Consider the following 13,314-nt stretch of genomic DNA (forward strand, 5'->3'; position numbering starts at 1 on the left):
CAGCGATCATGAACGACGTGGGAAGTGCCGCACGAGCCCTTCCTGCACGACGGTCGCCACCAGCTCGCCGTCGAGGGTGAAGTAGCGGCCCGTCGCCATACCTCGCGAACCTGCGGCCACCGGAGACTCCGTGGCGTACAGATGCCAGTTCTCGAAACATAGTGGGCGGTGAAACCAGATCGAATGATTGACCGTGGCGGCAACGATGCGGTCCAGGCCCCACGACAGCCCGTGCGTCGTCAGAATCGAATCGAGCACCGTGGTGTCGGACCCGTAGGCGAGCGTTGCGACATGGAGCATCGGATCGTCGGGGAGGTCGCCGTCGGAGCGCATCCACACCCGGTTGTGGTTCAAGCGTTCGCCGGTGCCCCGAAGCACCCACGCCGGGTCGTTGGCGTAGCGCATGTCGATGGGCTTGAGCGCGCCGACAAAGTGCGGCAGCTGCTCTTCGTAGCCGCGAAGCCGGTCGCCGATCGGCGGAAGAGCTTCCGGCATAGGCACTTCGGGTACCTCGACCGAATGCTCGAGACCTTTGCCCCAGCGCTGGAACGCCACGAGCATCACACACAGCTCACGGTCGTCCTGCACGGCGGTGACCATACGGTTGGCGAAATCGCGGCCGTCACGATGCGAGGTGACGTGGTATTCGATCGGTGCTTTGACATCGCCACCCCGGATGAAATGGGCGTTGAGCGCATGCACCGGCCGATCGCCGACTGTGCGCCCCGCGGCGATGAGCCCCTGCGCGACGAGTTGACCCCCGAACGTACGGGCCCCGGTCTGCTTCGGGTGCTGCCCCACGAAGATGTGCTCCTCGGTCTGCTCGAGATCGAGCAGACCGAGGAGCACATCGAGGTCACGGGAGGCGTTCCCGTTGGACTCCTGGTCCGTCACCGAGTGTCCTTCTCCCCCAGTCGGTGCACGTGGATGAGGTTCGTCGACCCGGATCGCCCGGGGGGCGCACCGGCGACGATCACGACGAGGTCGCCGCGTTGGTACCGACCGAGCGACAGCAACGCGAGGTCGACCTGTTCGACCATCTGATCGGTGGTGTCCACCGGTTCGACCGAGAACGTCTCGGTGCCCCACGTCAGCGCGAGCTGATTGCGGATGTGCGGTACGGGCGTGAACGCAAGCAGAGGCAGCCGGGTGTGCAAGCGCGCGAGGCGGCGAACGGTGTCGCCCGACTGCGTGAACGCCACAAGAGCCTTCGCGTCGAGGCGCTCACCGATGTCGCGCGCCGCGTAGGAGATCACGCCGCGTTTGGTGCGCGGCACGTGGGTCAGCGCAGGCACGTCCGTCGAGTCCGACTCGACCGCGGAGACGATCCGAGCCATGGTCTTGACCGTCTCGATCGGAAACTTGCCGACAGAGGTCTCACCGGAGAGCATGACTGCGTCGGCACCGTCGAGCACCGCGTTGGCGACATCCGATGCCTCGGCGCGGGTCGGCCGAGAATTCTCGATCATCGACTCGAGCATCTGTGTCGCGACGATGACCGGCTTGGCGTTCTCGCGCGCGATCTGGATGGCGCGCTTCTGCACCAGCGGCACCTCCTCGAGGGGAAGCTCCACACCGAGGTCACCGCGCGCCACCATCACCGCATCGAAGGCAAGAACCACGGCCTCGAGGTTCTCGATCGCTTCGGGCTTCTCGAGCTTGGCGATGACCGGGAGGCGAAGCCCGACCCGGTCCATGACCTCGTGCACGAGTTCGATATCCGCCGGGGAGCGGACGAACGAGAGGGCAATGAAGTCGACTCCGAGCCGGAGCGCGAACTCGAGATCGGCAATGTCCTTCTCCGACAACGCCGGAACTGACACGTTCATCCCGGGAAGGGACACGCCCTTGTTGTTGCTGACCGGTCCGCCCTCGGTGACGCGGCAGATCACGTCGTTGCCCTCGACGGACTCGACGACGAGACCGACCTTGCCGTCGTCGACGAGGAGCCGGTCACCCGCGACAGCGTCCGCCGCGAGTTGCTTGTAGGTGGTCGACACCCGATCGTGCGTGCCCTCGACATCGTCGACGGTGATGCGCACGATCTCGCCGTTCTCCCACAAGGTGCGCCCCTCGGCGAAGCGTCCGAGGCGGATCTTCGGGCCCTGCAGGTCGGCGAGGACACCCACTGCGTTCCCGGTGGCCTCGGCGGCCGCGCGGACGCGGTTGAAGTGGCCCTCGTGTTCTGAATGTTCTCCGTGGCTGAAGTTGAGTCGGGCCACGTTCATGCCGGCATCTACGAGTTCTCGGAGAACATCGGGATCGGCAGTCGCGGGCCCCATGGTGCAAACAATCTTGGTGCGTCGGGTCACGACACGAGCCTAGTCCCCTCTATCCTGCGCCACCATTTCGCATCGGTTACCGGCTGGTAGCCACTTCACTAAGGTTGCAGCGGACGTCCATGGTTGTCGCGTACCTTGCCGGTGAGCATCATGATGCCGTCGATCAGCGGCCAGATGCCGCCGATACCGCAGGTCAGCCACGTGACAGCGATCTGGGCGATCGCCATCCCGGGCTGGTCGAGGTAGAAGCGGCCGGCACCGAATGCGCCGAGCAGAATCTCGAGAAGACCCGCTGTGACCTTCGATTTGTCGGAGAACGGCTCACCTGTGTAGGGATCGCGGCCGTAGGGGGCAGATGGATCGACGAATCCGGCCGGTCCGCCGGGGTAGGCGGGCGGTGGCCCGTACGCACCGTATGGTTGCGGGTTGCCGTAGGGATCCTGCGGGACACCGAGCGGGTTCGGCGGCGAAAACCCGGGGGCGCCGCCGATCGGGTACTGCGGATCGGGGGTGCCGTAGACCGGACCCGGCGTGCCGTACTGGGGCGTGAACCCCTGCTGCGGACCGTTCGAGTACGAGTGTGGTGCAGCAGCACCGAACTCTGCGCTTCCGGGCGCAGGATAGTCGGATTGCGGGTTCTCCGACGGCGGCGGGTAGCTCGGCGTAGTGCCCCACCCCGGCCCGTTGCCCATTCCCGAGTAGGTATCCCACCCCGGCCCCGGCGTACCGACTGATCCACCGAGTGATTCCGGGGTGGGCGGCTGCTCGGACAGTGATGCCTGCGCGGTCGCGTCGTAGTCGAAGGTCCGGCCGAACTCGTGGGTGACCTCGGCAGAGTTCTCCGAAGGCGACTGCGAGGCGGAATCACTCTTCTTATGCAGATCCGGCCTGTCGACGGAATCGCGCTCCGACGAGTCGCCGTGCTTGTCCGAGTTACCGGGATCGGGTGTGGTCACTGAGTCTCCCCCTTGCTGGTGCCGGGCGTGCCGTTCCCGACCTTACCGGCGGAATCGGACTTGTCCGGATCCGGTGTCTCGGCCCTCGTGTTCGAGTGCTGCTGCCCGCGATCGGTCTTCTCGGTATCGGTGTCGTCCCTACCTGCGTCCCCGTCTTCGCCGGCGCGCCCGTCCCCGGTCGCCGTGCTGCTCACTGCGGCATCGTCGGACTTCGATGCAGAGGGGTCGAGAGTCTCGGGTGCTTCCCTGCCCTTGCGTGCGAAGACCACATACGCGACGGCAAGGACGAACACGATGCCGGAGGTGAAGGTGTTGATACGGATACCTGCGATCTCGGTCGCGGTGTCGGCGCGCATGAGTTCGATCCAGAATCGTCCGGCGCAGTACCCCGCAACGTACAACGCGAAGAGACGACCGTGACCGATCGCGAACTTGCGATCGACGAGGACGAGCAGGACGACGATCGCCACGTTCCACAGTAGTTCGTAGAGGAACGTGGGGTGCACCACGAATGCGACCTCACCGGTCGAGGTGCCGTCGATCAGCCCCGGTGCGCTCCGGCCGGCATCGTCGGTGCGCTCGTAGATTTCGAGACCCCACCACACCGTGGTCTCACGACCGTAGAGCTCCTGATTGAACCAGTTTCCGAGCCGTCCGATGGCCTGCGCAAGGAGGATCGCGGGGGCGAGGGCGTCGCCGAAGGCAGGCAACGGAATTCCCCGTCGACGGCAGCCGATCCAGGCGCCGACCGCGCCGAACGCCACCGCACCCCAGATCCCGAGGCCACCTTCCCAGATCTTCAAGGCATCGATGGGCTCGCCGTCCTCACCGAAGTACTTCTGCCAGTCGGTCGCGACGTGGTAGAGGCGACCGCCGATCAGACCGAAGGGCACCGCCCACACAGCGATGTCGAGGACGGTTCCTGCCCGGCCGCCTCGGGCGACCCAACGGCGATCACCCCACCAGATCGCGACGATGATGCCGACGATGATGCAGAGCGCGTAGGCACGGAGGGCCAACGGCCCCACGTACCAGACGCCTTGCGGTGGGCTGGGCAGGTAGGCCAGGACTGTTGCGGTCGAAGTCACGACGCCACGGTAGCGGAGCGCACGCCCTTCGCGAGATCCTGCGTCAGGGCCAGCAGCGCGTCGGGCCCCTGAGCAACAGCGGTGACGAGCGCCGATCCGACGATGACACCGTCTGCGTAGGCGGCGATCTCGGCGGCCTGAGCACCGTTGCGGACACCGAGTCCGACCCCGACCGGGATGTCGGAGTGCGCACGAACCCGGGCGACGAGCTCGGGCGCACGATTGTCGACGGCGTCGCGGGCACCCGTGACCCCCATCGTGGAGGTGGCATAGACGAATCCGCGGCACTGCTCGAGGGTGCTCACCAGACGCTCGGTCGTCGACGACGGCGCCACGAGGAAGGTGCGTCCGAGTCCGTACTTGTCGGAGGCCGCGATCCAGTCGGCGGCCTCGTCCGGGATCAGGTCCGGGGTGATGATGCCGAGTCCACCGGCCGCGGCCAGGTCGCGGGCGAACTTCTCCACCCCGTATCTGACCACCAGGTTCCAGTAGGTCATGACAACGGCTGCGCCGCCGGCTGCACTGATGGCCTCGACTGCGGTGAATACGTCACGGACCCGCACGCCGTTGGCGATCGCCTCGAACGCGGCGTCCTGAATGGTGGTGCCGTCCATCACCGGATCGCTGTAGGGGATGCCGACCTCGATGAGGTCGCACCCGCCCTCGACGAGGGTGCCCATGGCCTCGATCGACTTGCCGACCGTGGGGTATCCGACGGGCAGGTATCCGACGAGTGCAGCACGCTTCTCGGCGCGGCAGGTCGCGAAGATCTCGCTGAGGCGTTCGTGCGGGGCGCTCACTGCGCTGCTCCTTCGGTGCTGGTGTCGTTGCCGGCGGGCAGGTACCCGAACCACTTGGCTGCGGTGTCGACGTCCTTGTCGCCGCGACCGGACAGGTTCACGAGGACGATCGCTCCCGCGCCCAGTTCGGGGCCCAACTTCAGCGCACCGGCGACGGCGTGTGCGGACTCGATCGCGGGGATGATCCCCTCGGTGCGGCACAGCAGTCCGAATGCGTTCATTGCTTCCGCGTCGGTGATCGCTCGGTATTCCGCACGACCGGTGTCGTTGAGCCACGAATGTTCGGGCCCGACGCCGGGGTAGTCGAGCCCCGCCGAGATCGAGTGCGATTCGATGGTCTGGCCGTCCTCGTCCTGCAGCAGATACGAGTACGCACCGTGGAGCGCCCCGTGGGTACCACCGCCGATGGTCGCGGCGTGACGGCCGGTCTCGACTCCGTCGCCACCTGCTTCGAATCCGACCAGCTTGACCGACGGGTCGTCGATGAAGGGGTGGAAGATTCCGATTGCGTTGGAGCCGCCGCCGACGCATGCCACAACAGCGTCGGGCAGGCGGCCGGTCTGCTCGCGGACCTGCGCGCGCGCCTCGAGGCCGATGATGCGCTGGAAATCTCGGACCATCGCGGGGAACGGGTGGGGTCCCGCGGCTGTACCGAAGCAGTAGTAGGTGTTGTCGGCGTTGGTGACCCAGTCGCGCATCGCCTCGTTGATCGCATCCTTGAGGGTGCGCGAACCGGTCTTTGCGGCGATGACCTCGGCGCCGAGCAGACGCATACGGGCGACGTTGAGTGCCTGGCGTTCGGTGTCGACCTCACCCATGTACACGAGGCAATCGAGCCCGAGCAACGCACACGCAGTCGCAGTTGCGACACCGTGCTGACCCGCTCCCGTCTCGGCGATGACGCGGGTCTTGCCCATGCGTTTGGCGAGCAGCACCTGGCCAAGCACGTTATTGATCTTGTGCGAGCCGGTGTGGTTGAGATCTTCACGCTTGAGGAAGATCCGGGCTCCCCCGGCGTGCTCGCTCAGACGAGTGGCTTCGTAGAGCGGTGAGGGGCGTCCGGTGTAGTCGCGCTGGAGGCGGTCGAGCTCCGCGAGGAACCCCGGGTCGGTGCGCTCCTTCTCGAACGCTGCGGTGACCTCCTCGATGACCGCCATGAGCGCTTCTGGGACGTAGCGTCCGCCGAATACACCGAAATGCCCACCGGCATCGGGTTCATGCGCGGTCGAAGTCGAGACGGCTTCGCTCATGAGGGGAAGTCCGCGACCTTCGGCGGACAGGGCGGGATCGTCTGCAGTCACACATCCAGTCTGCCCCACCGGCGGTGCATGTTCACCGCCGGGTTGCGCCGGTCCGTTCCGGCGAATTGTCCGGGCCTGGCCTGCGCTCAGCGCGCCGGCTTCGGGCACGACGGATGGGTGCCCACCGTGACGAGTTCCGCAACGGCCTGACGAGGATCCCCGCTGGTGACGAGACCTTCACCTACGAGCACTGCGTCCGCCCCCGCACCCGCGTACGCGAGCAGGTCGGCCGGCCCTCGAACGCCGGACTCGGCGATCTTGAGGACATCGGAGGGTAATCCGGGCGCGATGCGGCCGAAGGTGTTCTTGTCGACCTCGAGGGTCTTGAGATTGCGGGCATTGATGCCGATGACACTGGCACCGGCTTCGAGGGCGCGGTCGGCCTCCTCCTCGGTGTGCGCTTCGACCAGGGCGGTCATCCCGAGTGATTCGACGCGCTCGATGAGCGAGTGCAGCACGGTCTGTTCGAGCGCGGCGACAATCAGCAACACGATGTCGGCACCGTGGGCGCGGGCCTCGTGAATCTGGTAAGGACCAACCACGAAATCCTTGCGCAGCACCGGAATACGCACAGCGCGACGCACCGCGTCGAGGTCGGCGAGACTACCGCGGAAGCGACGCTCCTCCGTCAGCACGCTGATCGCGCGTGCACCACCGGCCTCGTACGCCTTCGCCAGCTCGGCCGGATCGCCGATATCGGCGAGCGCACCCTTCGACGGGCTCGCACGTTTCACCTCGGCAATAACCGCGATGCCCGGTTCGAGCAACGCTGCCTTGGCGTCGATCGGCGAGGGCGCGGCGGCTGCGGCGGCTTTGACGGAAGCGAAATCGACGGCCGCCTCCCGAGCTGCGACGTCTGCGCGCACTCCTTCGAGAATCGAGTCGAGAACTGTCATCGTGGCTCGAGTCCTTTCGCCCCATGTCAATCCCGATGTGATCAACTTCATCGGAAGTACTGCCCAGCCTAGTCCGTCTCGCGACAGGACTCAGCGGCGGGTCCCCGATTCGCCCGAATCCTCATCGGCGCCGTTATCGGCGTCGGTATCCTCGTCGCCGACAGTCGGATCGTGCCCCGCATCGATGCTGTCCCACAGGGTTCGCTCGGTCATCGGCTCGTCCGCCGCGGCGCCGCGCGCGGCGGCTTCACGGCGTGCGGCCGGAGCGTCGTACTTCGAGGACAGACCGGTCCGAGCGCTCGGGGTGCGCCACAGTGCGACAGCCGCCGCGAGTGCCACGCACGCACCGAGGCACGCGAGGATGGCGGGCAGCGGGAAGATCTCGGTGGCGACCACCGTGGCCCGGTCGGGGAGGCCGGCAACCTGCGCGGCAGCGTCCGGATCCACCCCCGAGCCGAGCAACTGCACCACCGGAATCGCCGCCGCCACCGCCACCAGCGCCACTGCGCCCGCCACGATACGAACCGCGCGACCACGCACCGCGAATGCCGCGGCCACCGCGGCGAGCAGCGCCAGAGCCAGCGGAGTGGTCGCGGCCGCCCAGGTGCCGCCGTCCAGGTCGGTGACCCGGTCGGCTCCGAGGCCATCGGCCGAGTCCACCTGCACCCAGGTCATACGACTCGACGCCCACAATGCCGCGGCCGCTACGACGAGGAGCAGCGCTGCCAGCGCGGGTGAACGGCGCCTCACCGGCCGACCGGCGCCTGCGGTGGGTGCCGGTTCCGGCTGCGTAGGTTCCCGGTCCATCACTCGGCGTCGCCTCCGAATGGGGCCACTGTGGCCGCTGCGGCCACCGCGGCGAGCGCGGACATCGCCTTGTTCCGCGCTTCGGTGTCCTCCGCCCCCGGTACGGAATCGGCCACCACACCGGCGCCGGCTTGCACATAGGCGACGCCGTTCTTGACGAGGGCCGAGCGGATCGCGATGGCGGTGTCGGCATCACCCGCGAAGTCGAGATATCCGACGATCCCGCCGTAGATGCCGCGGCGGGTCGGTTCGAGTTCCTCGATCAGTTCCATAGCGCGCACCTTGGGCGCGCCCGACAACGTTCCGGCGGGGAAACACGCGGTCACCGCGTCGAGGGCGTGTCTGCCCTCGGCAAGATGTCCCGTCACGGTCGACACGAGATGCATGACGTGGCTGTAGCGCTCGATGTGCCGGTAATCGTGCACTTTGACGGTGCCGGGCTCACACACGCGCCCCAGGTCGTTGCGGCCGAGATCGACGAGCATGAGGTGCTCGGCGTTCTCCTTCTCGTCGGCGATGAGGTCCTTCTCGAGAAGGATGTCTTCCTCTTCGTCCTTACCGCGCCAGCGAGTGCCTGCGATGGGATGGGTGGTGGCAACGCCGTCGGTAACGGTCACGAGCGCCTCGGGGCTCGATCCGACGATCGAGAACGCCGTTCGGCCATCGGCGTCGGGGATGTGCATCAGGAACATGTACGGACTCGGGTTCGAGGCACGCAACATTCGGTACACGTCGAACGGTTCTGCTTCACAATCGATTTCGAATCTCTGCGAGAGTACGACTTGAAATGCCTCACCCGCTTCGATATCTCCGATGAGCTTGCGCACGTCCGTACAGAACGACTCGGTGGTGCGCTGACGCCGGTAGTCGGGTTCCGGCTTCGAGAAGGTCGCAACGGTCGAGCGCGCGGGTGCCGCCAGGTCGGCGGTCATGCGGTCGAGTCGCGCGAGCGCATCGTCGTAGGCCTCGTCCACGCGCTCGTCGGAGCCGTCCCAGTTGACCGCGTTCGCAATCAGCCAGATCGTGCCCTCGTGGTGGTCGACCGCCGCGAGATCGGTCGCCAGCAGCATGACCATCTCGGGGATTCGAAGATCGTCGACCGCGAGCGTGGGCAGCTTCTCGAGATGACGGACGATATCGTAGCCGAGATAGCCGACCATGCCGCCGGTGAGCGGCGGCAGGCCGTGCAGGCGGTCCGTGTGCAGCAACGAGAGGGTTTCCTGGAGCACCTCGATCGGATTCCCACCCGATGGCGCACCACTGGGTACGTGACCGAACCATGCAGCCTGACCGTCGACGACGGTCAGCGCAGCCGGACTCCCCGCGCCGATGAACGACCAGCGAGACCAGGACCGGCCGTTTTCGGCGGACTCGAGCAGGAAGGTGCCGGGCCGGTCGGCCGCGAGTTTCCGGTAGGCCGACAGCGGAGTCTCCGCGTCGGCGAGCACCTTGCGGGTCACCGGGACCACGCGGTGCTCGGCTGCGAGGGCCCTGAACTGCGCACGGGAGGTCGTCGTATCGGACCGCCCCCCGGCGGACGCGGTCGTGGTGGCTGAGGGAATGGTGGTGGGCTCGCCGGACATGCGCCCATCATCCCAGGCACCGAGCAGAGGGGCTGCGCCGCGGGTGGCTGCGGCGCGTCGACAGGCCTATCCGACCTGGAACGAGCGTTTCGCCAGACCGAGCCAGAAACCGTCGATGACCTGGTCGGGTCGCTGCCCGGGGTCACTGGACGCACCGAGGGTCACGAACAGCGGCGCGAAATGCTCGGTGGACGGGTGGGCATACGGCATCCCCGGTGCCCGGCGCTGGAAGTCGAGCAGTGAATCGATGTCTCCGGCGGCAAGACTTTCGGCAGTCCAGTGGTCGAATTCGGCCGACCAGTCCGGTGCGGGCGCCTCCGGACGCATATCCCTCAGGAACGGTAACCCGTGGGTGGTAAAACCCGACCCGATGATCAAGACTCCCTCGTCGCGCAGAGGACGCAGCCGCTCCCCCAGTGCCAGCAGCCGCTTCGGATCGAGGCTGGGCAGCGAGATCTGCAGCACGGGGATATCGGCGGCCGGATACATCACGGTGAGGGGGACGTATGCGCCGTGGTCGAGTCCGCGACGGGGTTGCTGCACTACCGGCTCGTCATCGGGCATGAGGGCCGCCACCTTGCGGGCCAGGTCTGGTGCACCGGGCGAGTCGTAGGTGACTTCGTAGAACCGACGCGGGAAGCCACCGAAGTCGTACACCAAAGGAGTGCCCGTGGTGGTCGCGCCGATGGTGAGCGGCGCCGATTCCCAGTGCGCAGAGACCACCAGGATCGCGGTGGGACGCGGCAGATTCGACGACCACGTCTGCAATTGGGATACCCACAGCGCGCTGTCGACGAGAGGCGGGGCGCCGTGGCTGACGAACAGGGCGGGCGTCGCGGTCACATATTCTCCTCATATTGAAGCTTCAAGTATCATACAGGGAACACTGCGCCGAACCGATTTCATTCCCCACCGCGAGATACGGCGCTCCCGTTTGGCAAGGTGGACGAATCACGATGACTCGGAGAGAGGCCTGTTGAGCATGAGCGGCGACGAACCCCGGTGGCTCGACCACCGGCAACAGAAAGCCTGGCGCTCGCTCGTGGCAGTGATCACCCGGTTGCCCGCAGCACTGGACACCCAGATGCAGCGCGACGCCGACCTCACCCACTTCGAGTACTTCGTCCTCGCCGTCCTGTCGGAGGCCCCGGGCCGCCGACTACAACTATCCACCCTGGCAGAAGAAGCCAACGCATCGTTGTCACGGCTCTCGCACGTGATCACCCGGCTCACCAAACGCGGCTGGGTCTGCCGGGAGGCGATCCCACACAGCCGCGGCTCATATGCCGTCCTCACCGACGCCGGCTACACCAAGGTCGTCGAGACCGCGCCCGCACATGTCGACACGGTCCAGCGACTCGTCTTCGACGGTCTCGACGACGGACAGGTGAGCACCCTCGAAGCAATCGGAACCGCCCTGCTGACGCAACTCGACAAAGGCATCGCCGAAGGCACCGGCAAGGCCTGAGCGTTGCGGTAGCTTCTCCGAATGCGAATTCGGACATTCACCGACAACGATCGCGCCGCCCTGCGCACGTTGTTCGAACGCGCGGGGCAAGGGTCCCCCACCGAAACACTGTGGGGTCACACCGATTCCGAAGCAGCGGTCTACCTCGATCCGTACATGGACCTCGAACCCGCCTCCCTGTTCGTCGCCGAGCAGAAAGGAGCGCTCGTCGGCTACCTCGCCGGATGCGTCGACACCGAGGCATTCCCGAGCGAGGACACACTCATCGCCGACGCGATCCGTCGATTCAGGCCGTTTCGGAGCAGGCAGGCCGTGGCCTTCTTCGGCCGCAGCATGATCGACGCGGCCGCAGCAGCGATCCTCCGCACACCGACGGCAGGCCAGATCCGCGACCCCCGGTGGCCCGCACACCTGCACGTCAACGTTGCGCCGGAAGCACGCGGCACCGGAGCAGCATCAGGACTGATGGATGCCTGGTTCGAACGCCTACGCTCCGAACAGATACCCGGATGCCACCTGCAGACGCTGGTCGAAAATACAAGGGCAGCAAGGTTCTTCGAACGGATGGGATTCACACCGCACGGCGGCACCCTCCCGGTTCCCGGACTTCGTTACAGAGGTGCCCGGGTGCACCAACTCACCATGGTGCGATCGTTGTGACCGTTACCCGCCCTCACCCCAGCGGCGCCCCGACCCGATCACCCCAGCGGCGTCCCGCCGACACCCCAGTTCTCGCGCGGCACCTCGGTGATGGTCACCCACACCGACGACTCGCTCTTGCCTGCAGTCTCCGCATAGGCGCGGGTCACCGCGGCGATCACCTCGGCCTTCTGCTCACTCGTGAGGCCGGGAGTCTGACTGATCCGAATCAGAGGCATGAACGCACTCTAACCACGCGCAGACGACTCGGTGACACTCGAGTGACGACTACGGCGCGAGCAAGACGTGCAAGCCCCGCTCGAAATCTGCGATTCGACGGGTGAGGGCATGGTGACCGCCGTTGACGACCTCCGATACCCGCACGATCCCCGCAGTGTCCGCAACCTGGTTGAGATTGCGCGACGTCCAGTACCAGGCGGCACTGACGAAAGCGTTCTCCGGCGCGGCGAGCAACTCGGGGTTCGTGACGAAATCCACCCCTGTGTGCCGACTCAGCTCCTCGTAGTTGTGACGACCGGTGACCTGGATCGCTCCCCTGCCCTTGTACCGCTCACCGTCTCCGGGATGAACGTTGCCGAGATCGGCCCTGCCCTCATAGGCACGACCGGACGCATACTCCTCGAAGGTCCGGAAGGAGTCGGACTCGACCGCGAGTTGTGCGATGAACGCCGCCTGGCGGACCGGTGTGTCGATACCGTTGCGTGTCATCGCCTCATTCAACGGAGCGATGTACTGGTCGATCCTCTCGGCTGAGATTTCCGGCACGATCATCCTCAGGTCGTCGGTGGTGACAGCCGGTGGTGCGGGGGCAGGAGCCTCCGGCGGGGCAGCCTCCGACGCGCCGGCAGAGGCATCCGAGGCCTCGGCCGGAACCGGGGCCGAAGAGTCGTCGGCGACGGACCACCCGCTCTCGGCAAGGGTGGAAAGCTCCAGCACCTCGAGCACGTTGCTCGACGCTTCGTACCGAGTGTGCGCCGAAGCCATCGGAGTAGCGTGGGCATCGGACGCGCCGAAACCGAGAACAGCAGAGGTTGCCGTACCGATCAGCGCCGCCGCCGCGATCGCGACACGGGCATGCCGCAAGCATGTAAGTGACATGGGTCGTGCTCCAAAATTCGACCGAATTCGGTTCGGCCTCCGGGGATGGGGGCCACGCACGTTCACCGAAGGAAGTCGTCCATCCACGGCGGATCACAATTCGGCGGCCTTGAGGTCACAACCAGGTAACGCCGCAGATGGCAAGACCTTCAAGCAATCGTGCCCGAGCCCACTTCGACGCCACGAAAGTGCTCCACCCCACACGCCCGACCCATCATTCACATCAGCGACATCCGATGCACCGTCCGGACGCTGCGCGTCACAGCACCCCGCACGCCCGCTCCGGACGCGCTCCCGAGCGACCGAGGTGGAATCATCGATTGTGCCGCAAAGCAATTCAGCCAAACATCGAACGACGTCGACGACTGGGCCGCA

At 66.4% G+C, this 13,314-nt stretch carries 14 protein-coding genes; 2 read left to right on the forward strand and 12 right to left on the reverse strand.

Annotated elements, in window-relative coordinates; translation table 11 throughout:
* Positions 1-6: 6 nt before the first annotated feature.
* From ACTDXD_RS25500 to ACTDXD_RS25545, 10 genes are all read right to left on the reverse strand, one after another.
* A complete protein-coding gene (locus ACTDXD_RS25500) occupies positions 7-894 on the reverse strand; it encodes an acyl-CoA thioesterase (RefSeq protein WP_440124934.1) in 888 nt (295 codons plus the stop codon).
* Entirely contained in the window at positions 891-2,312 is a 1,422-nt protein-coding gene (gene pyk, locus ACTDXD_RS25505; protein WP_440124935.1) for a pyruvate kinase, read from the reverse strand. Before pyk ends, ACTDXD_RS25500 begins: the two co-directional genes overlap by 4 nt.
* 68 nt (positions 2,313-2,380) lie before the next feature.
* On the reverse strand, positions 2,381-3,238 hold the full coding sequence (locus ACTDXD_RS25510) for an NINE protein (RefSeq protein ID WP_440124936.1): 858 nt from the start codon (positions 3,236-3,238) through the stop codon (positions 2,381-2,383).
* On the reverse strand, positions 3,235-4,326 hold the full coding sequence (gene lgt / locus ACTDXD_RS25515; RefSeq protein WP_440124937.1) for a prolipoprotein diacylglyceryl transferase: 1,092 nt from the start codon (positions 4,324-4,326) through the stop codon (positions 3,235-3,237). Before lgt ends, ACTDXD_RS25510 begins: the two co-directional genes overlap by 4 nt.
* Complete coding sequence (trpA, locus tag ACTDXD_RS25520; protein WP_440124939.1) at positions 4,323-5,126, reverse strand: tryptophan synthase subunit alpha; 804 nt, start codon at positions 5,124-5,126, stop codon at positions 4,323-4,325. The genes lgt and trpA overlap by 4 nt, the downstream gene beginning before the upstream one ends.
* Positions 5,123-6,376 (reverse strand): tryptophan synthase subunit beta, encoded by a 1,254-nt coding sequence (gene trpB / locus ACTDXD_RS25525; RefSeq protein ID WP_440127801.1) that lies wholly within the window; start codon positions 6,374-6,376, stop codon positions 5,123-5,125. The genes trpA and trpB overlap by 4 nt, the downstream gene beginning before the upstream one ends.
* Positions 6,377-6,513: 137 nt before the next feature.
* Positions 6,514-7,323, reverse strand: a complete 810-nt coding sequence (gene trpC / locus ACTDXD_RS25530) for an indole-3-glycerol phosphate synthase TrpC (protein WP_440124940.1) — start codon at positions 7,321-7,323, stop codon at positions 6,514-6,516.
* Between the two features lie 90 nt (positions 7,324-7,413).
* The gene (locus ACTDXD_RS25535; RefSeq protein WP_440124941.1) at positions 7,414-8,130 is read right to left on the reverse strand and encodes a TIGR02234 family membrane protein; all 717 of its coding nucleotides are present in this window, start codon (positions 8,128-8,130) and stop codon (positions 7,414-7,416) included.
* Positions 8,130-9,713, reverse strand: coding sequence for an anthranilate synthase component I (locus ACTDXD_RS25540; protein WP_440124942.1), 1,584 nt, complete (start codon positions 9,711-9,713; stop codon positions 8,130-8,132). The genes ACTDXD_RS25535 and ACTDXD_RS25540 overlap by 1 nt, the downstream gene beginning before the upstream one ends.
* 66 nt (positions 9,714-9,779) lie before the next feature.
* On the reverse strand, positions 9,780-10,556 hold the full coding sequence (locus ACTDXD_RS25545; protein WP_440124943.1) for a dioxygenase family protein: 777 nt from the start codon (positions 10,554-10,556) through the stop codon (positions 9,780-9,782).
* 139 nt (positions 10,557-10,695) lie between these two features.
* Between ACTDXD_RS25545 and ACTDXD_RS25550 the strand changes: the two genes are divergently transcribed.
* Together ACTDXD_RS25550 and ACTDXD_RS25555 are read left to right on the forward strand one after the other, a co-directional pair.
* The gene (locus ACTDXD_RS25550; RefSeq protein ID WP_440124944.1) at positions 10,696-11,181 is read left to right on the forward strand and encodes a MarR family winged helix-turn-helix transcriptional regulator; all 486 of its coding nucleotides are present in this window, start codon (positions 10,696-10,698) and stop codon (positions 11,179-11,181) included.
* A gap of 21 nt (positions 11,182-11,202) precedes the next feature.
* On the forward strand, positions 11,203-11,841 hold the full coding sequence (locus ACTDXD_RS25555; RefSeq protein ID WP_440124945.1) for a GNAT family N-acetyltransferase: 639 nt from the start codon (positions 11,203-11,205) through the stop codon (positions 11,839-11,841).
* A 38-nt stretch (positions 11,842-11,879) separates the two neighbouring features.
* On the opposite strand, the gene ACTDXD_RS25560 is transcribed toward ACTDXD_RS25555, so the two are convergent.
* Together ACTDXD_RS25560 and ACTDXD_RS25565 are read right to left on the reverse strand one after the other, a co-directional pair.
* On the reverse strand, positions 11,880-12,059 hold the full coding sequence (locus ACTDXD_RS25560; protein ID WP_440124946.1) for a tautomerase family protein: 180 nt from the start codon (positions 12,057-12,059) through the stop codon (positions 11,880-11,882).
* Between the two features lie 49 nt (positions 12,060-12,108).
* The gene (locus ACTDXD_RS25565) at positions 12,109-12,939 is read right to left on the reverse strand and encodes a glycoside hydrolase family 19 protein (RefSeq protein WP_440124947.1); all 831 of its coding nucleotides are present in this window, start codon (positions 12,937-12,939) and stop codon (positions 12,109-12,111) included.
* Between the last annotated feature and the right edge of the window lie 375 nt (positions 12,940-13,314).

Source organism: Rhodococcus sp. SJ-3 (genome assembly GCF_051918125.1).
In the GTDB taxonomy this organism is placed as follows: Bacteria; Actinomycetota; Actinomycetes; order Mycobacteriales; family Mycobacteriaceae; genus Rhodococcus.

Coding starts and splice junctions, on each gene's coding strand:
- trpB (WP_440127801.1), bottom strand. CDS start 6,376: ATGAGCGAAGCCGTCTCGACTTCGACCGCGCATGAACCCGATGCCGGT.
- trpC (WP_440124940.1), bottom strand. CDS start 7,323: ATGACAGTTCTCGACTCGATTCTCGAAGGAGTGCGCGCAGACGTCGCA.
- ACTDXD_RS25535 (WP_440124941.1), bottom strand. CDS start 8,130: ATGGACCGGGAACCTACGCAGCCGGAACCGGCACCCACCGCAGGCGCC.
- ACTDXD_RS25540 (WP_440124942.1), bottom strand. CDS start 9,713: ATGTCCGGCGAGCCCACCACCATTCCCTCAGCCACCACGACCGCGTCC.
- ACTDXD_RS25550 (WP_440124944.1), top strand. CDS start 10,696: ATGAGCGGCGACGAACCCCGGTGGCTCGACCACCGGCAACAGAAAGCC.
- ACTDXD_RS25555 (WP_440124945.1), top strand. CDS start 11,203: ATGCGAATTCGGACATTCACCGACAACGATCGCGCCGCCCTGCGCACG.
- ACTDXD_RS25560 (WP_440124946.1), bottom strand. CDS start 12,059: ATGCCTCTGATTCGGATCAGTCAGACTCCCGGCCTCACGAGTGAGCAG.
- ACTDXD_RS25565 (WP_440124947.1), bottom strand. CDS start 12,939: ATGTCACTTACATGCTTGCGGCATGCCCGTGTCGCGATCGCGGCGGCG.